The organism is Rhizobium sp. UGM030330-04 (assembly GCF_003208455.1).
Classification (GTDB): domain Bacteria; phylum Pseudomonadota; class Alphaproteobacteria; order Rhizobiales; family Rhizobiaceae; genus Agrobacterium; species Agrobacterium rhizogenes_A.
In genome coordinates, this window is sequence record NZ_QKML01000002.1 from 273,828 (window position 1) to 292,450 (window position 18,623).

The 18,623-nt window shown below is 59.9% G+C and carries 21 protein-coding genes; 9 read left to right on the plus strand and 12 right to left on the minus strand.

What is annotated here, in order from left to right; all coding sequences use genetic code 11:
- Positions 1 to 83 precede the first annotated feature (83 nt).
- The gene (locus tag N434_RS04320; protein WP_110756278.1) at positions 84 to 608 is read left to right on the plus strand and encodes an AAA family ATPase; all 525 of its coding nucleotides are present in this window, start codon (positions 84 to 86) and stop codon (positions 606 to 608) included.
- A 28-nt stretch (positions 609 to 636) separates the two neighbouring features.
- Here N434_RS04320 and N434_RS04325 read toward each other — a convergent pair whose 3' ends face one another.
- The 7 genes from N434_RS04325 to N434_RS04355 form a co-directional block, all read right to left on the minus strand.
- Entirely contained in the window at positions 637 to 1,353 is a 717-nt protein-coding gene (locus tag N434_RS04325) for a polysaccharide deacetylase family protein (RefSeq protein WP_110756279.1), read from the minus strand.
- A 144-nt stretch (positions 1,354 to 1,497) separates the two neighbouring features.
- Positions 1,498 to 2,616: a branched-chain amino acid ABC transporter substrate-binding protein gene (locus N434_RS04330; RefSeq protein ID WP_065114057.1), complete on the minus strand. Its 1,119-nt coding sequence runs from the start codon at positions 2,614 to 2,616 to the stop codon at positions 1,498 to 1,500.
- A 118-nt stretch (positions 2,617 to 2,734) separates the two neighbouring features.
- On the minus strand, positions 2,735 to 3,088 hold the full coding sequence (locus tag N434_RS04335; RefSeq protein ID WP_065114058.1) for a DUF6867 family protein: 354 nt from the start codon (positions 3,086 to 3,088) through the stop codon (positions 2,735 to 2,737).
- A 166-nt stretch (positions 3,089 to 3,254) separates the two neighbouring features.
- Complete coding sequence (locus N434_RS04340) at positions 3,255 to 3,983, minus strand: ABC transporter ATP-binding protein (protein ID WP_046797799.1); 729 nt, start codon at positions 3,981 to 3,983, stop codon at positions 3,255 to 3,257.
- On the minus strand, positions 3,983 to 4,861 hold the full coding sequence (locus tag N434_RS04345) for an ABC transporter ATP-binding protein (RefSeq protein ID WP_065114059.1): 879 nt from the start codon (positions 4,859 to 4,861) through the stop codon (positions 3,983 to 3,985). Before N434_RS04345 ends, N434_RS04340 begins: the two co-directional genes overlap by 1 nt.
- Positions 4,861 to 6,258, minus strand: a complete 1,398-nt coding sequence (gene livM / locus N434_RS04350) for a high-affinity branched-chain amino acid ABC transporter permease LivM (protein WP_110756281.1) — start codon at positions 6,256 to 6,258, stop codon at positions 4,861 to 4,863. Before livM ends, N434_RS04345 begins: the two co-directional genes overlap by 1 nt.
- A gap of 4 nt (positions 6,259 to 6,262) precedes the next feature.
- Positions 6,263 to 7,165 (minus strand): branched-chain amino acid ABC transporter permease, encoded by a 903-nt coding sequence (locus tag N434_RS04355; RefSeq protein WP_004430050.1) that lies wholly within the window; start codon positions 7,163 to 7,165, stop codon positions 6,263 to 6,265.
- A gap of 333 nt (positions 7,166 to 7,498) precedes the next feature.
- On the opposite strand from N434_RS04355, the gene cysQ reads away from it, so the two are divergent.
- The 4 genes from cysQ (at position 7,499) to N434_RS04380 (ending at position 10,656) form a co-directional block, all read left to right on the plus strand.
- Positions 7,499 to 8,287 (plus strand): 3'(2'),5'-bisphosphate nucleotidase CysQ, encoded by a 789-nt coding sequence (cysQ, locus tag N434_RS04360; protein ID WP_110756283.1) that lies wholly within the window; start codon positions 7,499 to 7,501, stop codon positions 8,285 to 8,287.
- 357 nt (positions 8,288 to 8,644) lie between these two features.
- Positions 8,645 to 9,685 carry a DUF2793 domain-containing protein gene (locus tag N434_RS04370; protein WP_110756285.1) on the plus strand — a complete coding sequence of 347 codons (1,041 nt, stop codon included), beginning with the start codon at positions 8,645 to 8,647 and terminating at the stop codon, positions 9,683 to 9,685.
- A gap of 191 nt (positions 9,686 to 9,876) precedes the next feature.
- A complete protein-coding gene (gene sciP, locus N434_RS04375; RefSeq protein WP_003513963.1) occupies positions 9,877 to 10,152 on the plus strand; it encodes a CtrA inhibitor SciP in 276 nt (91 codons plus the stop codon).
- Positions 10,153 to 10,374: 222 nt separating this feature from the next.
- Entirely contained in the window at positions 10,375 to 10,656 is a 282-nt protein-coding gene (locus N434_RS04380; RefSeq protein ID WP_065114063.1) for a GNAT family N-acetyltransferase, read from the plus strand.
- 218 nt (positions 10,657 to 10,874) lie between these two features.
- On the opposite strand, the gene N434_RS04385 is transcribed toward N434_RS04380, so the two are convergent.
- Positions 10,875 to 11,078: a DUF1059 domain-containing protein gene (locus tag N434_RS04385; protein WP_110756286.1), complete on the minus strand. Its 204-nt coding sequence runs from the start codon at positions 11,076 to 11,078 to the stop codon at positions 10,875 to 10,877.
- Positions 11,079 to 11,359: 281 nt separating this feature from the next.
- Positions 11,360 to 11,710, minus strand: a complete 351-nt coding sequence (locus N434_RS04390; protein WP_003491821.1) for a flagellar export protein FliJ — start codon at positions 11,708 to 11,710, stop codon at positions 11,360 to 11,362.
- Positions 11,711 to 12,191: 481 nt separating this feature from the next.
- On the opposite strand from N434_RS04390, the gene ctrA reads away from it, so the two are divergent.
- Together ctrA and N434_RS04400 are read left to right on the plus strand one after the other, a co-directional pair.
- Positions 12,192 to 12,896 (plus strand): response regulator transcription factor CtrA, encoded by a 705-nt coding sequence (gene ctrA, locus N434_RS04395; protein WP_065114065.1) that lies wholly within the window; start codon positions 12,192 to 12,194, stop codon positions 12,894 to 12,896.
- A 138-nt stretch (positions 12,897 to 13,034) separates the two neighbouring features.
- Positions 13,035 to 13,550 carry a GNAT family N-acetyltransferase gene (locus N434_RS04400; RefSeq protein WP_065114066.1) on the plus strand — a complete coding sequence of 172 codons (516 nt, stop codon included), beginning with the start codon at positions 13,035 to 13,037 and terminating at the stop codon, positions 13,548 to 13,550.
- A gap of 78 nt (positions 13,551 to 13,628) precedes the next feature.
- Here the strand turns inward: N434_RS04400 and N434_RS04405 are convergent, their stop codons facing one another.
- From N434_RS04405 to chpT, 3 genes are all read right to left on the minus strand, one after another.
- Positions 13,629 to 14,675, minus strand: a complete 1,047-nt coding sequence (locus N434_RS04405) for an alpha/beta hydrolase family protein (protein WP_110756287.1) — start codon at positions 14,673 to 14,675, stop codon at positions 13,629 to 13,631.
- Between the two features lie 107 nt (positions 14,676 to 14,782).
- Positions 14,783 to 15,322 (minus strand): GNAT family N-acetyltransferase, encoded by a 540-nt coding sequence (locus N434_RS04410; RefSeq protein WP_110756289.1) that lies wholly within the window; start codon positions 15,320 to 15,322, stop codon positions 14,783 to 14,785.
- Between the two features lie 86 nt (positions 15,323 to 15,408).
- Positions 15,409 to 16,056, minus strand: coding sequence for a histidine phosphotransferase ChpT (chpT, locus tag N434_RS04415; RefSeq protein WP_110756291.1), 648 nt, complete (start codon positions 16,054 to 16,056; stop codon positions 15,409 to 15,411).
- A 248-nt stretch (positions 16,057 to 16,304) separates the two neighbouring features.
- Between chpT and N434_RS04420 the strand changes: the two genes are divergently transcribed.
- Together N434_RS04420 and N434_RS04425 are read left to right on the plus strand one after the other, a co-directional pair.
- Positions 16,305 to 16,901 carry a DUF1134 domain-containing protein gene (locus N434_RS04420; RefSeq protein ID WP_065114069.1) on the plus strand — a complete coding sequence of 199 codons (597 nt, stop codon included), beginning with the start codon at positions 16,305 to 16,307 and terminating at the stop codon, positions 16,899 to 16,901.
- A 314-nt stretch (positions 16,902 to 17,215) separates the two neighbouring features.
- Positions 17,216 to 18,445, plus strand: a complete 1,230-nt coding sequence (locus N434_RS04425; protein WP_110756293.1) for a coiled-coil domain-containing protein — start codon at positions 17,216 to 17,218, stop codon at positions 18,443 to 18,445.
- Positions 18,446 to 18,623 lie beyond the last annotated feature (178 nt).

The window sequence follows — 18,623 nt, forward strand, 5'->3', positions numbered from 1 at the left end:
CCCTCGGGGAGAAGATGCTCGCGGCAAACCACCACCCAAAATCACCGTCCGATCCGATGAACCCAACACAGGAACAAACACCCATGAACCGTTTCATCATCCTTTCCGGCTGCTCGGGCGGCGGCAAATCCACCCTGCTTGCCGAGCTATTCCGGCGCGGTTTTGCCACCGTCGAGGAACCCGGCCGCCGCATCGTCATCGAAGAAACCCGTAATAACGGCACCGCCCTGCCGTGGATCGACATCGAAGCCTTCGCCCGCCGCGCCATCGCCATGGCACTCGAAGACCGGCAAAAGGCGCCGCCGGACGGCCTCGTCTTCTTCGACCGTGGCCTGATCGACGCCGCCTCCGCGCTGCACCATGTCAGCGGCGATGCTTTTATCGATACATTGCGCCATACGCATCGCTACAACAGGCTGGTTTTCCTCACCCCGCCCTGGCCGGAAATCTACCGGGGCGATGACGAGCGCCGGCACGATTTCGATGCGGCAGTGGAGGAATACGAGCGTCTGCTCCGCGACTATGACGCGCTTGGCTACGACATCGTCGTGCTCCCGAAATCGGGCATCGCAGAACGTGCAGATTTTATCCTGACGCGGATCGGCTGAACGGCACCTGCACGCAGCAACACTGGCCTCAGCGACTGTCCAGCAATTGCGAAACGGTGACGAACTCAAATCCGCGTTGGCGCAGACCGTCGATGATCAGGGGCAAGGCCTGCCGGGATATTTCGCGGCTTCGATACATGACATGCATGATGATGATCGAACCGTTTTTCGTTTGCTCGATGACATGTTTCGCAAAGGCAGCCGTGTCTCCGGCGACTTCAGGAAACGATTCCGGCTCGACATCCCACATGATGGTTTTCCGCTCATGCCGGGAAAGATACCACGGCAAAGTCAGCAGCTTCTTGCCATAGGGCGGGCGAAACATGATCTCGCCTTCATAACCCGCCGCCCGAATGGCCGTATCGGTGCGCTCAATTTCCTCACCTATCCGCGCCGTCCCCATCAACTTCATGTTGGAATGGGTAAAGCTGTGGTTGCCGACCTGGTGTCCCTCGTCGACGATCATGCGCGCCTGCGGCAGGTTTTCTTCGGTCTCCCTGCCCGTCAGGAAAAAAGTCGCCTTCACTCCGCGCTCCCGGAGGATCGCCAGAACACCCTGCGTGAAGCCCGCAGAAGGTCCGTCATCGAATGTCAGCGCCACCAAGGGCTTTGTTGTCTCGACCCGCGCGATGATGGTTCCGAATGATTGCACCGTCCGCGATTTGCTGAAGAGATGCAGGCTAAAGAGCACCGCCGCCAGCGCAGCCAGACCAAGGAACAGAAACAAGGCCCGCTTTATCGTCATTGCTGCCCCTCATCGCAGTTTCGCGAGATGTTTGTTTCGCGCCTTGTTGTCTCCAGTGTGGCAGGCAGGGTGGGTAAGGTGTCGTCAAACAAACAAAAAAGCCCGGCATCGCTGCCGGGCTTCGATCGTGCATCGCAGAAAGGCTTAGCTGCCCTGCTGGACGTAGGTGAACTTGCCGTCCGCGCCCTTCTTCCACTCGTACATGACGTAGCCGGGAAGCTTCGGGTCGCCCTTCTCGTCGAAGGAGATGTCACCCAGTGCAGTCGGGAAGGTGCCGGACTTCAGGGCCTCGGCAACCTTTTCCGGCTCCACGGAACCGGCGGCCTTTGCCGCGCCTGCGATCGACTGCAGGGCTGCATAGGAGTAGAGCGTGTAGGCTTCCGGGTTGAAGCCGGCGGCCTTGAACTTCTCTACCAGTTCCTTGTTTTCCGGGCGCAGCGTCGGATCGGGGCCGAAGGTGTTGAGCGTGCCTTCGACGGCGTCACCGGCGATGGAAGCCAGTTCGTTCGAGACGATGCCGTCACCCGAGATCAGCTTCGCCTTCAGGCCCTGATCGGCCGCCTGGCGGATGATCAGACCGGCTTCGGTGTGCAGACCGCCCCAATAGATGATGGAAACGCCGGCTTCCTTCATCTTCGAGATCAGCGCCGAGAAGTCCTTGTCGCCGACATTGACGCCTTCATACATGACCTCGGTCACGCCGGCGGCATTGGCAGCCTTCTTGGTTTCATCGGCAAGGCCCTGACCGTAAGGGGTCTTGTCGTGAATGATGGCGATCTTGGCGTCCTTGAAGTGGTCGGCCAGATACTTGCCGGCAATGCCACCCTGCTGGTCGTCACGGCCGCAGGTGCGGAAGGTGTTCCACAGGCCGCGCTCGGTAAAGACCGGGTTGGTTGCAGCCGGCGTCACTTCGAGAATGCCGTTTTCGGCATAAACTTCGGAAGCCGGAATGGAAACGCCGGAGTTGAAGTGACCGATGACGAATTTCACGCCGTCGGCAACGAATTTATTGGCGACCGAAATACCCTGCTTGGGGTCGGATACGTCATCGCCCAGCACGATCTTGATCTGCTCGCCATTGATACCGCCGGCGGCATTGATGTCTTTCGCGGCCTGTTCGGCACCCTTCTGGATCTGAGCGCCGAAAGCAGCGTTCGGGCCGGTCAGCGGTGCGCCGACAGCGATCACGACATCGGCCCAGGCCGAACCGCCGAAGGCGACCATGGCGGTCAGCGCGACAGCGGAAAGAAGAGACTTCTTCATTACTTTACTCCCAGTTCCTTTGGATGGGTTGATTGCAAGGACCTGTTCGGTACCCACCTTAACCGAACAGAAACCGTTCCACTCTGACGAGCATTGTGCAGCCGGAAAAATCCGCCTGTCAATCTTTCTTCTTGTAGGAAAATGCCGACGTCCGGTCGTAGAGCCAATAGTAGTTATTGACCATCTGGCTTGTCCGGCGCATGCGGAAACCGATGCTGGAAAAGACCAGAAGAAGAACGACGTCAAACACGTAATAAAAGCCGTTGATGAACGGCCCGTTGAAGAGCGCGTGATGCAGGAAGCGCATCACCAGCCCCAGTGCGAGCGTGTAGATCACCACCCGCGTATAATCGCCCCAGCCATCGGCCACGGATCTGCCCGTGCGCCACGCCGTCCAGAAGCCCAGAAGAACAACCAGCGCGCGCAGAACATAACGCACGCCGTTATCGGTTTCGAAAAAAAGGCCCTGCATCTCTTTCCCCATCAGTGCCGGACGCAAACGCCCCTGCCCTGCCTTGTCTGTCGTCCCGACGTTTGCCGCCGGGCATTTTATTGTTTGCATCCCGCCTTGCCTGAAACGCCGGCGGGACAGTGTCTGCAATCTTGCGCCGCAAAACTTCCGGCGCAAGTAAAATCTTTCAGTGCCGTCCGCCTTCCAGATAGGCGGCGCGCACCTGCGGATCGGCCAGCAGTTCCTTGCCCGAACCGCTCATCGTCACCTTGCCGTTGACCATCACATAAGCGCGGTCGGAAAGCTTCAACGCGGCAAAGGCGTTCTGCTCCACCAGGAAGACGGTCAGCCCTTCCTCCTGGTTGAGTTTTTTGATCGCCTCGAAGATGCCCTTGACGATCAGCGGCGCGAGACCCAGCGATGGTTCATCGAGAAGAAGCAGCTTCGGCCGTGCCATCAGCGCGCGGCCGATGGAGAGCATCTGCTGCTCGCCGCCGGAAAGCGTACCGCCGCGCTGGCTCTGGCGTTCCTTCAGGCGCGGGAACATCACGAAGATCTTCTCGACGTCTTCCTTGAAATATTTCAGGTTGTCGAGATTGGCGCCCATCTGCAGGTTTTCCAGCACCGTCATGCGCGGGAAAATCCGCCGGCCTTCGGGCGACTGGGCAATGCGCTTGCGGGCGATGAGATGCGTCGGCAGCTGGGTAATGTCCTCGCCGTCGAAGATCACCTGGCCGGCGCGGGCCTGCGGGCTGCCGCAGATGGTCATCATCAGCGTTGATTTGCCGGCGCCATTGGCGCCGATCAGGCTGACGATTTCACCCTTGTTGACTTCGACATCGACACCGGCGAGCGCGCGGATATTGCCATAATAGGTTTCGACACCCTGGACTTTCAGAAGCGGTTCACCGGACATCAGGCCGCTCCTCCGTCGAGTTCTTCCGCAATCACGTCTTCCACTTCATCATCCTCGACACCCAGATAGGCGGCGATGACCTTCGGGTCGTTCTTCACATGGTCCGGCGTGCCGTCGGAAATCTTCTGGCCATATTCCAGAACCACCACATGGTCGGAAATCTGCATCACCACGGACATGTCATGCTCGATGAGGAGCAGCGACGTGCCCTCGTCGCGGATGCCGCGCAGCAGCGTATTGAGCGCCAGCGATTCCTTCGGGTTGAGACCCGCGGCCGGCTCGTCGAGGCACAGAAGCTCCGGCCCCGTGCACATGGCGCGGGCGATTTCCAGACGGCGTTGCGCGCCATAGGGCAGATCACCGGCCGGGTCGTCGGCGCGATCGATCAGATCGGCCTTTTCCAGCCAGTATTTGGCTTTTTCGATAGAGGCATCCACCGCCCGCCGGTAAGCGGGCAGGCCAAGAAGGCCGAGGATCGTGTAACCAGAGGCCTTCATCAGCGCATTGTGCTGCGCCACCAACAGGTTTTCCAGAACGGTGAGGCCCGAAAACAGGCGGATGTTCTGGAAGGTGCGCGCCACCTTCGCCTTCTTGGTGATTTCGAAATCCGGCAGGCGCTCGAGAAGATGCGCCTCGCCGCTTTGCTGGCGCATGGTGATCATGCCCATGGTCGGCTTGTAGAAGCCGGTGATGCAGTTGAAGACCGTGGTCTTGCCCGCACCATTGGGGCCGATCAGCGCCGTGATCTCGCCGCGCTTCGCCTCGAAGGAGAAGTCGTTGATGGCCATCAGGCCGCCGAAGCGCATCGAGAGATGTTCGACCTTGAGGATCGTATCGCCAGTCGTATTGGGTGTCATGTTAGCCATTCCGGAAGCCATCAACCGTGACCTTCCTTGGTAAAGCTGCCGGACACGGCCTTGCGTTCCTTGAGGAAGGCCGTGGGTTCACGCGAGCCGACGAAGCCGCGCGGCTTGAACAGCATGACGATGACCATGGCAAGGCCGAAGAGCAGCATACGGTAGAGTTCCGGCGTGAAATCAGGCCCGAAGACATGCTTCAGGAACTCCATTTCGCGCAGAAGCTCGGTGCCGCCGACCATGACGAGGGCTGCAATGGCAATACCTGTCAACGAGCCCATGCCGCCGAGAACGACAATGGCGAGGATGACGGCCGATTCGAGGAAGACGAAGCTTTCCGGCGACACGAAACCCTGACGCGCGGCGAAGAACGACCCGGCGAAACCACCGAACATCGCGCCCGTCGCAAAGGCGGTGAGCTTGGTGATGACGGTATCGATGCCGAGCGAACGGCAGGCGATCTCGTCCTCGCGCAGTGCCTCCCAGGCACGGCCGATCGGCATACGGCGCAGCTTGATCGTGACGTAGGCCGTCAGCATGCACAGAAGCAGGATCACGTAGAACAGGAAGATCTTGTAATAGGCCGAGGACATCGACAGGCCAAACGCCTTGGCGAAGTTGTTCGGCGCACCGACATCGAAGGACCAGATACCGAAGACGGAAGCCTTGGCGATGCCGGAAATGCCGAAGGTGCCCCTGGTCACATCCGTCCAGTTCAGGAGCACGAGACGGATGATTTCACCAAAGGCGAGCGTGACGATCGCCAGATAGTCACCGCGAAGTCTCAGAACCGGGAAACCGAGGATGATGCCCCAGAAGCCGGCAAGAATGCCGGCAAGCGGCAGAAGCACCCAGAAGGACAGGCCGAACTGGCTGGACAGCAGCGCATAGGAATAAGCGCCGACCGCGTAGAAGGCCACGTAACCGAGATCGAGCAGGCCGGCGAGCCCAACGACGATGTTGAGGCCCCAGGCCAGCATCACATAGATGAGGATCTGGATGCCGAAATTGTCGACGAATTTCAACGAACCCTGAAAACCGAACAATTGCACGGCGATAACGGGGTAAAGCAGCAGCAGAACCAGCGCCAGCTTGAGGAAGTGCTTGTGGAAAAAGCCCTTCTTCTCGGAGATTTCCAGAATGCCGGTTTTTGCCTTGGCAAGCCTGCGCCGATCCAGCGACGGCTTGATGAAGCCGACCACAAGGAAACGGCCAACGGCGGCCACAGCGACGAAGATCGCCAGAAGCCCCCAGCGGGTGCCCCAGATCAGCTGGTTGTTGATGTCCTGATAGGTGACGATGCCGACATAAAGAATGAACATGCCGAACGAGATGACACCCGCAATCAGGCCCTCCTTCACAGCCGTCGCCATGATGCTCGGGCTGGAAGCGGCATTTTCGGAAGCGATGTTGGTCATGGGTTCACACCTTCTCGACTTCCGGACGACCGAGAATGCCGGTCGGCTTGAAGATCAGCACGAAAGCCAGAATGCCGAAAGCCGCGACATCCTTGTAGGCAATGGAGAAATAGGCCGACCACAGCGATTCGATGAGGCCGATCAGGAGGCCGCCGAGAACAGCGCCCGGAAGCGAGCCGATGCCGCCGAGGACGGCCGCGGTGAACGCCTTGACGCCGGGAATGAAGCCGTCACTGAAGGAGGCAACACCGTAATACATCAGATACATGGTGCCCGCGACCGCAGCCAGCGCCGCACCCATGATGAAGGTGATGGAAATCGTCTTGTCGACATCAACACCGAGGAGAGCCGCCATCTTGCGATCCTGTTCGGTGGCGCGCTGCGCCCGGCCGAGCGGAGTCTTGTTGACGATATACCAGAAGGCGAAAAGCAGAACCGAAGTGACCACCATGATGATCAGCTGCTTCAGCGACACGGTAATGGCGCCGAAATGATAGCTTTCCGTCACCATCGACGGGATCGGCTTGTTGCGCGGACCCTGGGTGACCTGGATGAAGTTGGACAGCGCGATCGACATGCCGATGGCGGTGATCAGCGGTGCGAGACGGAAGGAACCTCTGAGCGGGCGGTAAGCCACACGCTCGATCACCCAGTTCCACAGACCGGTCATCAGCATGGCGACGACCATCATCAGAAGCAGAAGCAGCGCCACCGGAATGCCGGCGACAAAGGATGTCACAATCAGAAAAACGATCAGTGCGGCGAAGCCGCCAAGCATGAAAATATCGCCATGGGCGAAGTTGATCATGCCGATAATGCCATAAACCATCGTATAGCCGATAGCGATGAGGCCGTAGATCGATCCAAGAGTCAGCCCGTTGATGAGCTGCTGGATAAAATACTCCATGTCTTTCCCCCGGGCACGACCTCGAATGGGCCACACCTCGTTATGTTAATTATGGGGGGAGCCCCTGCGGGCAGCCCCACTCCCAAAATGCATATCGTGTTCGTTAAAAATGTGAAGTCAAAAACGGGCGATCCTGCACAAAATTTGGAATTTCCACATGGACTGCCGCTTTCCCGATCAAAAGAGCCATGATTTTGGCAGGAAGTGCTGAAAAAATGACGGCGGAACGCTTATTTTAGTCTTGTCTGATGCCATTGTTTGACGGGCGACGGGCAAAGGAGTAGCGACGTTGAGGATCGGAATATCCCGGCACGGGATGGCAACGGCAAAGAGATGATCGACATATTGACGAAAGCGGCGCTGGACGCCGGGCAGGCCATCATGGCGGTCCACCGTGCCGGCCCGCATGTCTCCTACAAGGATGACTGCTCGCCGGTGACCGAAGCCGATCAGCGGGCCGAGGCGATCATTCTCGCCGCGCTGGCCGCCCATTTTCCCGATATCCCCGTCATCGCCGAAGAGGCCGTTTCAAGCGGCATCCTGCCGGAAACCGGCGCGGAGTTCTTTCTGGTCGACCCGCTGGATGGGACAAAGGAGTTCATTTCCGGCAAGGACGATTTCACCGTCAATATCGCGCTCATCCGCAACGGCGCTCCGGTTGCCGGCGTGGTTTATGCCCCCTGTCGCGGGCAGGCCTGGACGGGCGAAGGCGACAAGGCCGAAAAGCTCGCCATTTCCGGCGAAGGAGCGATCCTGTCGCGCCACCCCATCCGGGCGCGCCAGCGCGGCGCTTCGCCCGTGGCGCTGATCAGCCGCTCGCATTGCACGGCAAAGACGGAAGCCTTCGTGGCCGAACACGGCCTGAAGGACTGCATTTCCGTCGGCTCCTCGCTGAAATTCTGCATGCTGGCGGAAGGGGCCGCCGATATCTATCCCCGCTTCAGCCGCACCATGATGTGGGATACGGCCGCCGGCGACGCCGTGCTGCGTGCCGCAGGCGGGCGAACGCTCGATTGCGAAGGCAGGCCTCTTGCTTATGAGGTCAGGGGCGATGGCGAGGATGCGCTGGCCAATCCGGACTTTATTGCCGAGGGCGCGATGGCGGTGGAAATCGCCGGGTAATACGCGCTTGCCGTCTCCTGCGGCTCTTGCAGCGTGTGGCATTGGTGAGCTTCGGCGTGTGCGGCTTTACCCCCCTCTGCCCTGCCGGGCATCTCCCCCTCAAGGGGGGAGATCAGCAGGAAGCGCTACCGCCACTTCATTCACAAACATTGAGATGGGCGAGGCCTATCCGCTTGTCGATCTCCCCCCTTGAGGGGGAGATGCCCGGCAGGGCAGAGGGGGGTAAGCCGCATACTCCAAAGCCCGAAAAACATTCCCACCAACGCCAACAAAAATAATCTCATCCCCGCGCATCCCCACCCCGCGCAACCGCATCAAACTCTCTCGCAAACGGCACCCGAGCGCGAAAGAAACACCATGACGGAACAGACGGCGAGACTTCACCTTCCCTATATCCTGCCCTCGCAGGCACAGAAACACGTGACCCACAACGAAGCCCTGCAAAGGCTGGATGCGATCGTGCAGCTCACCGTCAAGGCCGTCGTCGCCACACCGCCCGGGACTGCGGCGGAAGGGGAATGCTTCCTCATCGCCACGGACGCCACCGGCGAGTGGACCGGCAAAGGCGGAAGGCTCGCCTTCCGGCAGGACGGCGCATGGTTGCTCATCACCCCGCAGCCCGGCTGGACGGCGTGGTTTGCAACGGAAGGCAGGTATCGTCTGCTGCGCGACGGGGCATGGCGCGACATGCCGCTGCCCGCCACGGGCCGGCTGGAAGGGCTGGGCATCGGCACGGAGGCCGATGCCGCCAACCGCCTGGCGCTCGCCTCCCCTGCCAGCCTTTTCACCCATACGCCGGACGATGGCAGCCACCGCCTGACGGTCAACAAAGCGGACAAGACCGATACCGCCTCGCTGCTGTTCCAGTCCGGCTGGAGCGGCCGGGCGGAAATGGGGCTTGCCGGCCATGACGGTTTTTCGATCAAGACCAGTGCGGACGGCACCTCCTGGCACACCGCGCTCCTGTGCAGCGGCGATGGCCGGGTATCGATGCCGAACCGCCCGCTTGCCTTCGCCGGCCTGCCGGCGGGCACGACAAAACCCGCAAGCGGTTCAGCCGCGGGCTTTTCCCTGCTCTTCATCGCCGAGGGCGGTTTTGCGCTCGGTGACGCGGTCGGCGGCGGCGGACGTGAACTCGTCGTACCGGCAAAGGGGGTATATCTGGTGACCCTGTCGCTTGCCGTCGTTTCCTCGTCCGGCCACAGGGTGACGCTTTTCGTCAACGGCGCGGCGGCCAGTTTCGGCATTGCCGGCAATGCGTCCACCGCCGGCTCCTCGCAGTCGGCCACCTCCCTTCTTGCCCTTGAAACGGGCGACCGCCTGCGGCTCCAGCATGAGGGAGTGGCGGAATTTACCCAGGGCAGCGGGAAAACATGTCTTTCGCTTGCGGCGCTGTGAAGGAAACAACCGATGAGCGAGAAAATTTGCGTTTTTTGGAAAAATTTTTTCCCGACAAAATAAGGCGACACGAACAAATCAGGCGAAACCGTTCAAATTCTTAATAAATTGTCACGAGCTGCTTAGGCAATTTTTAAAGGTACGGGGCTAGAGTTCCCGTCATATGGTCTTGAGTTTGTATAGAGTGTCCAATGACCGAAATGATACGCCCACGAGTTAAATATGTTATCGGCCCCGATGGCAGCCCTCTGACGATCGCGGATCTTCCGCCGTCGAATACCCGTCGCTGGGTCATTCGCAGAAAGGCGGAGGTGGTTGCAGCGGTACGCGGAGGACTATTGAGCCTCGAGGAAGCCTGCGAGCGTTATACGCTTACCGTTGAAGAATTCCTGTCCTGGCAGTCCTCGATCGCCGATCATGGCCTTGCCGGCCTGCGCACCACGCGCATTCAGCAATATCGTCACTGATACTGCGCCCGCGCGGCAACGCGCCAAAGCCGAATTTTCAAAACGCCCCGCCGGATCATCGACGGGGCTTTCGGTTTGATTTCCAACTTCCCTTGCAAGCATGTCCGTCGCCGGTGAAATGATTGTCTCCGGTTTGTGTCCGCTGCGTTCGCTTTGCCGCTGTTTCAATTCAGGCGCAAGCCGTTACAGTGGCGCAAACGAACTTAAACGGAGGCGCCCATCATGGACATCAAGACAACCGAAACCGGATCGCGCGGCGAATATTCGGCAACCATCGACGGCCACAAGGCCGAGATGACCTATTCGCGCACCTCCCCCACCCTTATCATCATCGATCACACCGGCGTGCCCGATGCCCTGCGCGGCAGGGGTGTGGGCCAGGCGCTCGCCGCCCATGCCATTGATGAGGCCCGCAAGGGTGGCTGGAAAATCATTCCGCTCTGCCCCTTCTTCAAGGCCCAGACGCTGCGCCATAAAGAATGGGCGGATGTTATCCAGGGGTAAACCGACAGGATAGTCACAAACGTCGCCACGTCTTTCTTCTCCCCGCCGGGGAGAAGGTGGCCCGAAGGGTCGGATGAGGGGGCAACGCTAGCGGTAGACCGAGAGCTTGCCCCCTCATCCCGCTGCCGCGGACTTCTCCCCGGCGGGGAGACGAAACACGCGGCTTACGCCCGATCCCTCACAGCCGTTCCAAATATCGCGTCATTCATAAATGCGCGTCACGCCACCTTCAGCGGCGGCGTTCCCGCATGCATGCTGTGGCGGATTTCCTCGCGAAATTCGGGCGTATCCTTGGCACCATGCACCGCCACGGCATGGTGCACCGCTGCCTCCATAAGCTCCTCCGGAGAATCGGCGGAGATGGCGATCGTGCATTTGCTGTCACTGGGGAATTCGCGGCAATCAATATATTGGCGGGCCATTTTTCCCTCCCTGCCATAGCCGTGCGCGCCCGCTTGAGGCGCGCAAGCAAAGCCTCCGGCTCACGGTCGGAACCCCCTTAAATTACGCCTTTCCCCATACCCGGACAATAAAAATCAGGCGACGCCGTCCCGCGGCAAGACACGGGGAACCGCACTAAAAAAGGCCGCCCTCAAAGGGCGGCCTTTTAAAAAAATGCATGGCGTCCCGTCATTGAAAGCCGCCTCCTGATCCACCGGCAGCCGTCAATGAGGACGAAATTCGTCAGTTCCTGCGCCTGTGGTCAGGCGCGGGCGCGGATTGCTCCGTCGCGGTTTTCGAGGGCAGCGGCCTTTTCATATTCGGCCTGCACCTCTTCCAGCGAAGCCTCGGCGGCTTCCTGCTGGGCCTTCAGTTCCCGGATGGAGACCTGAAGATTATCCGCCCGCTGGCGCGCGGCCTTTGCGAAGGTCGGATAGGCGAAATGCGTCGGATCGGTAATGCCCGACTTGCTCTCTTCCAGCGAGATCTGATGCACCAGTTCCTTGGCCATCCGCTCGAACTCGGACATCATCTGCTGCAACTGGTTAAGTTGCCGACGTTTTTCATTGACCTGAAATTCCTTCAGGCGAACCAGGCTGTCACGCGACTTCATACGCAATACTCCATGGATAGCGAGACCCGGATCAAAAAGGCACTATGCCCCCCTGACCGGCCCGTTTAACCCGCCCGTTCAACCGACCGGGCTAACCCGTTGTGCCGGAATGATTCCCAAAAGTTACTCGGCGTTAATAAAAAACCACCGCCGTTAACCTTTCGTTTACGGGCATCGTTAATGATAACCACGATCATTTAAGGGTCGGTAAATGCCAGGTCCAAAAAAACGGACCCGACGATGTAAGAGTCGATTGAATCACTTAGCGGGAAATCCTCACGTTAAGCTTCAATTTTGGCGATGGTGGATTCACGTGCAAAAACAGCGAAATGCCAACTTTGCTTAATAAATTCGATACACCTTGCCAAAGGCAATTAGAATTTGTTAACCATTTGGTGGCAGCCTGCAAATCAGGCAACGTCTGGATCCGCATCGCGCGAGGCAATGATTTACCGGTTCGCGGGCGGCAAAGGGGATAATTATGCGGGTTCTACTTATTGAAGACGACAGCGCGACAGCGCAGAGCATTGAACTGATGCTCAAGTCGGAAAGCTTTAACGTCTACACGACCGACCTCGGCGAGGAAGGCGTGGACCTTGGCAAGCTCTACGATTACGACATTATTCTTCTCGACCTCAACCTGCCTGACATGTCGGGTTACGAAGTCTTGAGAACATTGCGCCTTTCCAAGGTCAAGACGCCGATCCTCATCCTCTCCGGCATGGCCGGCATCGAGGACAAGGTGCGCGGCCTCGGCTTCGGCGCCGACGATTACATGACGAAGCCGTTCCACAAGGACGAGCTTGTTGCCCGCATTCACGCGATCGTCCGCCGTTCCAAGGGTCATGCGCAGTCGGTCATTTCGACCGGCGAGCTGATCGTCAATCTCGATGCCAAGACGGTTGAAGTGGGTGGCCAGCGCGTTCACCTGACCGGCAAGGAATATCAGATGCTCGAGCTGCTTTCGCTGCGCAAGGGCACGACGCTGACCAAGGAAATGTTCCTGAACCACCTTTACGGCGGCATGGACGAGCCGGAACTGAAGATCATCGACGTCTTCATCTGCAAGCTGCGCAAGAAGCTCGCAAATGCCGCAGGCGGCGCAAACTACATCGAAACCGTCTGGGGCCGCGGCTATGTTCTGCGCGAGCCGGATGGCAGCACGGAATTCCTCGAAACCGCCTGATCTCTTATAAGAACAGGACAGTTTTAAAAGACCCGCTGGCGACAGCGGGTTTTTTGTTGTGCGTCACAGCCGAAACATGCCGCTTCATTCAGACGCAACAGAAAGCGCATATTGGCACTCCCAAAAAGGACCAATGCCATGAACCACCCTATCCCGACCCTTAAAACCCAACGCCTGACATTGCGCCCGCAGACCATGGCGGATTTCCCCGCTTATCTGGCCTTCATGGCGTCACCACGCTCCCTCGGCGTCGGCGGCCCCTACGACCTGCCGTCGACATGGGGTGTGTTCTGTCACGATCTGGCCAACTGGCACTTCTTCGGCCACGGCGCGCTGATGATCGAGCTTGATGAGACGGGTGAATGCATCGGCCAGGTCGGCATCAATCACGGCCCGCTATTTCCCGAAAAGGAACTGGGCTGGCTGCTCTATGACGGGCACGAGGGTAAAGGCTATGCCGCCGAAGCCGCCATAAAGCTGCGCGGCTGGGCCTTCGAAACCCTGAGGCTGCCGACACTGGTGAGCTACGTATCCCCGCAAAACAGCAAATCCGCAGCCGTCGCAAGGCGAATCGGTGGTTCTCCCGACCCATCCGCGCCGCGCAGCGACCCGGAAGATCTCGTTTTTCGATACTACCCGCTCAACGCCGCTTGAAGGATCGGGACGCTACGCAGAGCCGAAAGGTTTCAGCGATGCGTCTCGCCCCCCTCAACTATCGGGCGGACAGCCCTCCTAATGCAGCTCCTCCTTGAGAAAGCCGCCGATTGTCTCCACGATTTGCACGTGGATTTCAGCCCGGCCCCTGCCCCCGCCATCCCGGCAGACGAAACCTTCGCCCGGTGACATCTCTTCGACGATTTTTTCGCCACTGGGCTTGCACAGCTGCATGAAGCTGAAGTGACTGGCATCCGGTATTTCCCGATAGACCGTCGTGGTTTTTGGCAGATGCCGGGCGATATAATCGGAATCGGCCCTGATCGCGGCGATCTGTGGCGTCTCCACACCGGCAGCCAGAACCAGAACCGGCACATCCACCCCCTCAAGCGTTTCCGGCAGAAACCCGGCCGCTGGGCCGAGATCAAGCGCAACGGCCGCACGGATGCGGATATCCCGCAAATCCATCGAAAGGCGCGGATCGGCCTTGCCACCGCCGATGATGCCGACCTTGGCCAGCAGCCGCGGCGCCCTGCATTGCGGTGGCGCTTTCCCCGCATTGCAATCTTTCAAGGCAAGCTCGGCGCTATAGCGGCCTCCCACCAGCTCCATCGCAGTCCAGCCACCAAGCGAATGGCCGATGACGGCGATGCGCGTCCTGTCGATCTCGCCGGCCAGCCGATCGTCATCAAGAAGTGCCGTCAGCGTTCTGCCGATATCGCGCGGTCGCTCCCATAAAGGGATGACCTCGGCTGCATTTTCTTCGGTAAATGATTCGCCCTGATGATCCGGCGCGGCCACGACATAACCGTCCTGCGCAAGTTCTCCGGCAAGCCAGTTCAGATTGCGCCAGCTTCCGCCAAACCCGTGTGAGAGCAGAACGAGAGGGCGGGAACCGGGCGGTATGGAAGCGCCCGGTTGAACCTCAAGGCCGTAAAAGGCGGCGTTTTCACCCACCACCTCCGTTTTTCCCGATGGAATGGCCGGATACCATAATGAGACATTGAGCGCTCTTGCACCGGCATCATCCGGCAATTTGATCTGCCTGAAACCGATGGTGCTTTCCGCCATCGCGGCGGGAGCAAGGGAGAAGATGACAATTGTCGCCAGAAGAAAATTGCGCATGAGATGCTCCAGGAGTTGATATGCACCAACCCCTTGGCTCAAACCGCAGCCGCCCGAGACCTCAAACGGGTTTCAGGACGGACTGAAACACGATCAAGGCAGCACCTTCACGCAATCGTGTAAATCCCGGCCACACGTTCGAAAAGCCGGATCGGGTGTTCGCGAAACGTCGTTTCGCGGAATGGCCGAAAGCCGAATCGGGCAGCGATGGCCAGCGAGGGGCTGTTCAGCGGATCGATCATGCAGACGGTCCGCTGCGAAATTCCGCGGCCATCGAACCATCGGATCGCCGCCTCCACCGCTTCGGTCGCAACGCCCTTGCCGTTCAGCCCGGCGTCAATTTTCCACATGGCCTCGGGCGCGGCATCGAAATCGGCCCCGTTGCCTCGCCGCATATGGGCGAAGCCCACCTCGCCGACGATGCGCCCCGTGGCGCGCTCCTCCACCGCGAAGGGGCCGAAGCCGAAAACCGACCAGTGGCCGATAAAACGCAAAAGACGGGCAAAGGCGAGTTCGGGATCGAGCGGCGCGATTGACCGGACGCCTTTTATCGGTGGGGCATCGGCGCCCCAGAACGCGCAATAATGCATTTCATCCGCAATGGCGTGCGGCCGCAGAACAAGGCGATCGGTCGTCAGAAAGGTCATGAACACGCTCCCGAAACGAAAAAAGGCCGGCACGTCTGCAGACGCGGCTCCGGCCCTTTCATCACGTCACATCCGCAATCGAGCGGTCATTCCGCAACCGTCTTTGCGGTAAACACGATACGGTCCTCGTGCACCTTGTATTCCACCGCCATATTGGCCTCTTCCGCCAGAAGCAGCGTATAATAGGGCTGCACGGAATGGGCGTCGACCGCCTCTTCCAGCCGTCCTTCGTAAATCTCCACGAACTTGGCGGGAACGCGCATCATCCGGCCCTTGACGGTGATTTCGAACTTCGCGTCACCATCCGGGCTTTCCAGCAGCACATCCACATTGCCGCCGCGCGGGATCGCGCCATAAGCGACGAGAAAGAGGTTGAGCAGGAGCTTGACGCGGTTCTTCGCAACGATGGCGCGCGGACCGTTCCAGCTGACTTCCGCCTTCTTTTCGGCTTCGGCAAAATCCTTGGCGGCCTTTTCGGCCTCGCCGGTATCGATGGACGCGCCGGCGGAGCCGGAAGCACCGAAAGCAAGACGGGCGAACTTAAGCCGCACGGATGCGTTAAGGGCTGACGTGCGGATGAGATCCAGCGCATCGTCATCGGTGCCGCCCTCATCGAGAAGTTCGAGACCGTTATTGATGGCGCCGACAGGAGAAATAACGTCATGGCACACACGGCTGCACAGAAGAGCCGCCAGATCGGGACCGGACAGCGTGATATTGAGTTTGCTCGTCATAAAATTCTCTCCTGCGCAAGGGGGGCGCGGACGGTGTGGAAATTGTTAAGCCATAATGACACCATATTTGGTAAACCGATTGTTAATAGGATGGTTTCAAAATGCCAAATGCCTTAACAGGCCACACTGGAAGCCTTCGCGTCCATTCTGACGCCACAAGGATGTTCCAGCATTTTTGAATCTTCGCATCGAGTCGGAAATCGATTCGGATTTTCGAACCGATGCGCTAACGAAACAGACGGACGGACATGACGATGCGCCTTACGAAAACCCGCACCATTGCACGCCTCGGACTGGGAAAGATTTTCGCGCTCCTTGCGAGCCTCCTGATGTGGGTCGCACCGGCCGCGGCCCAGAACAGCGATCAATATTCTTTCCAGGAAGTCGTGGATGCAGGCCACGGATTCTTCGGTGAAACCACCGGCGGCCTCGCCAAGGTGGTGGAGCGCGCCTTCCAGCAATACGGTCTTCCGAACGGTTATATTCTAGGCCAGGAAGGCTCCGGCGCCTTCGTCGCGGGCCTCACCTATGGCGAAGGCACGCTTTACACCAAGAATGCCGGCCAGCACCCCGTCTTCTGGCAGGGCCCGTCGCTCGGGCTGGATTATGGCGGCCAGGGCACCCGCGCCATGATGCTCGTTTACAACCTGCCTTCCGTCGATGCGCTTTACCGCCGTTATGGCGGCGTCAGCGGCTCCGCCTTCATCGTCGCCGGTGTCGGCATGACCTATCTGAAAAGCAGCGATGTGACGCTCGCTCCCATCCGCACCGGCATCGGCGCGCGCCTCGGCATCAATGTCGGTTATCTGAAGCTCACCCAGCAGCCGACCTGGAACCCCTTCTGATTCGCTGAAGTCAAGGTGCAGCGGAGCCAGCGGTGGCATATAGGACGAGAGATTGCGGCAGGTTTCTTCTCCCCGCCGGGGAGAAGGTGGTCCGAAGGGTCGGATGAGGGGGCTAGCTCTCTGCATATCTCGACCGTTACCCCCTCATCCCGCTGCCGCGGACTTCTCCCCCTCGGGGAGAAGAAACAGGCGACACTGACACCGCCTGTGCAATTGCCGGGAGACCCCTCCCCACGGTTGCAAGAATAGCGTAACGTGCTTTCGCGCTCCTCTTTCCGAATGCGCGCGTATCTGAGTTTCGGAGACTGTCCCGCGTGATCGAATATGCCATTCTTTTCGGATTGGGTTTTCTCACCGCAACCCTGCTGGCCCTGTTGATCGCACCCGCGATCCACCGCCGCATCGTCGCCTATACGGAAAACCGCCTGCGCGCGACGATGCCCATCAGCCCGCAGGAAGTCCGCGCCCAGAAGGACATGGCGCGCGCGCTTTACGCCGCCGAAAACGCCAAGGTCCGGCAGGAACTGGAAACGGAACGGGAAAAGAACACCTCGCTGCGCCTCGCCAACGAAGCCGCTTCCAGCGATGCCTATCGTCTCGGCGAACAGAACCGCAGCCTGTCGCTGAAGATCGAGGAAATGACGCTGGAAATCGGCGAGTTGCGCACCGGCCTCGATGCCAGCGAGGAACGCGCCGGCACAATTGCGGCAAGCCTTACGCAGCAGGAACAGGCCGCAAACGAGCGCGCCAGCCAGATGGCCGACCTTACCGCCCGCCTGACCAATCTCACCCGCGAACTGGACGATTCGAAAATCCTCGCCGCCACGCGCGATCTGGAGGCCGAGCAGGCGAAACAGAGCGCCACGCGCTTCCGCAAGGAAGGCGAGACCGCCAGCCGCGAATTGCAGGATGTGGCGGCCCGCAACAAGGAGGCGATGAGCGCCGTTGCGCGCGAAAGCCGCAAGGTCGCCCGGCTGGAAGAACAGGTCGCCACCCTCATGGCGAAAAATGCCGATCTCGACACCATGCTGACGCTGCGCAATCAGGAAGCCGCCCGCCTCAGGGAACAGCTTGCCGCAGCCGGCGGCCGCGAGAACGACATGATCATCCGCCTGCCGAACCCGGCCGTGCCGGTCGAGAAAGCGGTTAGCCCATCGCAACCGACGACCCCTGCCCCAGCCGCCGCGCTTGAAACCGCACCCGCCGCCGAAGAAGAGGCGGCACCGGCGATGGCCGCAGAGGAGCCAGCCCCCCCGGTCGTGACGGAGCCAGCGGCGTCGCAAGGTCTGGAGCAGGAAATCGAGGATATCCGCAATCAGGGCACGGCGCTTACCGAACGCCTGCTGAACGTGCGCGGCACCGGCAATGACGAGCCGATCCGCCGCGAAATCGCAAGGATCGCCGCCGAGATGATCGCGCTCACCGCTGCACGGGAAGGCGAGAAATCGCCCATTCCGGAGCTGCTCGCCAAGGCCTCCGGCTCATCGGGGCGGGAGAGCCTTGCGAAGCAGGCGAAGGTGGTGATGGAGAAGCGGAAGCACTGAGGGCGCGGCTTACCCCCCTCTGCCCTGCCGGGCATCTCCCCCTCAAGGGGGGAGATCGGCAGGAGGCCCTACCACCGCTCCATTCGCAAACGTCGAAAGAGGCGAGACGCAGCCGCTTGTCGATCTCCCCCCTTGAGGGGGAGATGCCCGGCAGGGCAGAGGGGGGTAAGCCGCATAC

Coding starts and splice junctions, on each gene's coding strand:
- livM (WP_110756281.1), bottom strand. CDS start 6,258: ATGACCAACATCGCTTCCGAAAATGCCGCTTCCAGCCCGAGCATCATG.
- cysQ (WP_110756283.1), top strand. CDS start 7,499: ATGATCGACATATTGACGAAAGCGGCGCTGGACGCCGGGCAGGCCATC.
- N434_RS04340 (WP_046797799.1), bottom strand. CDS start 3,983: ATGTCCGGTGAACCGCTTCTGAAAGTCCAGGGTGTCGAAACCTATTAT.
- N434_RS04325 (WP_110756279.1), bottom strand. CDS start 1,353: ATGACGATAAAGCGGGCCTTGTTTCTGTTCCTTGGTCTGGCTGCGCTG.
- N434_RS04320 (WP_110756278.1), top strand. CDS start 84: ATGAACCGTTTCATCATCCTTTCCGGCTGCTCGGGCGGCGGCAAATCC.
- ctrA (WP_065114065.1), top strand. CDS start 12,192: ATGCGGGTTCTACTTATTGAAGACGACAGCGCGACAGCGCAGAGCATT.
- N434_RS04355 (WP_004430050.1), bottom strand. CDS start 7,165: ATGGAGTATTTTATCCAGCAGCTCATCAACGGGCTGACTCTTGGATCG.
- N434_RS04335 (WP_065114058.1), bottom strand. CDS start 3,088: ATGCAGGGCCTTTTTTTCGAAACCGATAACGGCGTGCGTTATGTTCTG.
- N434_RS04330 (WP_065114057.1), bottom strand. CDS start 2,616: ATGAAGAAGTCTCTTCTTTCCGCTGTCGCGCTGACCGCCATGGTCGCC.
- sciP (WP_003513963.1), top strand. CDS start 9,877: ATGACCGAAATGATACGCCCACGAGTTAAATATGTTATCGGCCCCGAT.
- N434_RS04400 (WP_065114066.1), top strand. CDS start 13,035: ATGAACCACCCTATCCCGACCCTTAAAACCCAACGCCTGACATTGCGC.
- N434_RS04385 (WP_110756286.1), bottom strand. CDS start 11,078: ATGGCCCGCCAATATATTGATTGCCGCGAATTCCCCAGTGACAGCAAA.
- N434_RS04345 (WP_065114059.1), bottom strand. CDS start 4,861: ATGGCTTCCGGAATGGCTAACATGACACCCAATACGACTGGCGATACG.
- N434_RS04370 (WP_110756285.1), top strand. CDS start 8,645: ATGACGGAACAGACGGCGAGACTTCACCTTCCCTATATCCTGCCCTCG.
- N434_RS04410 (WP_110756289.1), bottom strand. CDS start 15,322: ATGACCTTTCTGACGACCGATCGCCTTGTTCTGCGGCCGCACGCCATT.
- N434_RS04420 (WP_065114069.1), top strand. CDS start 16,305: ATGACGATGCGCCTTACGAAAACCCGCACCATTGCACGCCTCGGACTG.
- N434_RS04380 (WP_065114063.1), top strand. CDS start 10,375: ATGGACATCAAGACAACCGAAACCGGATCGCGCGGCGAATATTCGGCA.
- chpT (WP_110756291.1), bottom strand. CDS start 16,056: ATGACGAGCAAACTCAATATCACGCTGTCCGGTCCCGATCTGGCGGCT.
- N434_RS04390 (WP_003491821.1), bottom strand. CDS start 11,710: ATGAAGTCGCGTGACAGCCTGGTTCGCCTGAAGGAATTTCAGGTCAAT.
- N434_RS04405 (WP_110756287.1), bottom strand. CDS start 14,675: ATGCGCAATTTTCTTCTGGCGACAATTGTCATCTTCTCCCTTGCTCCC.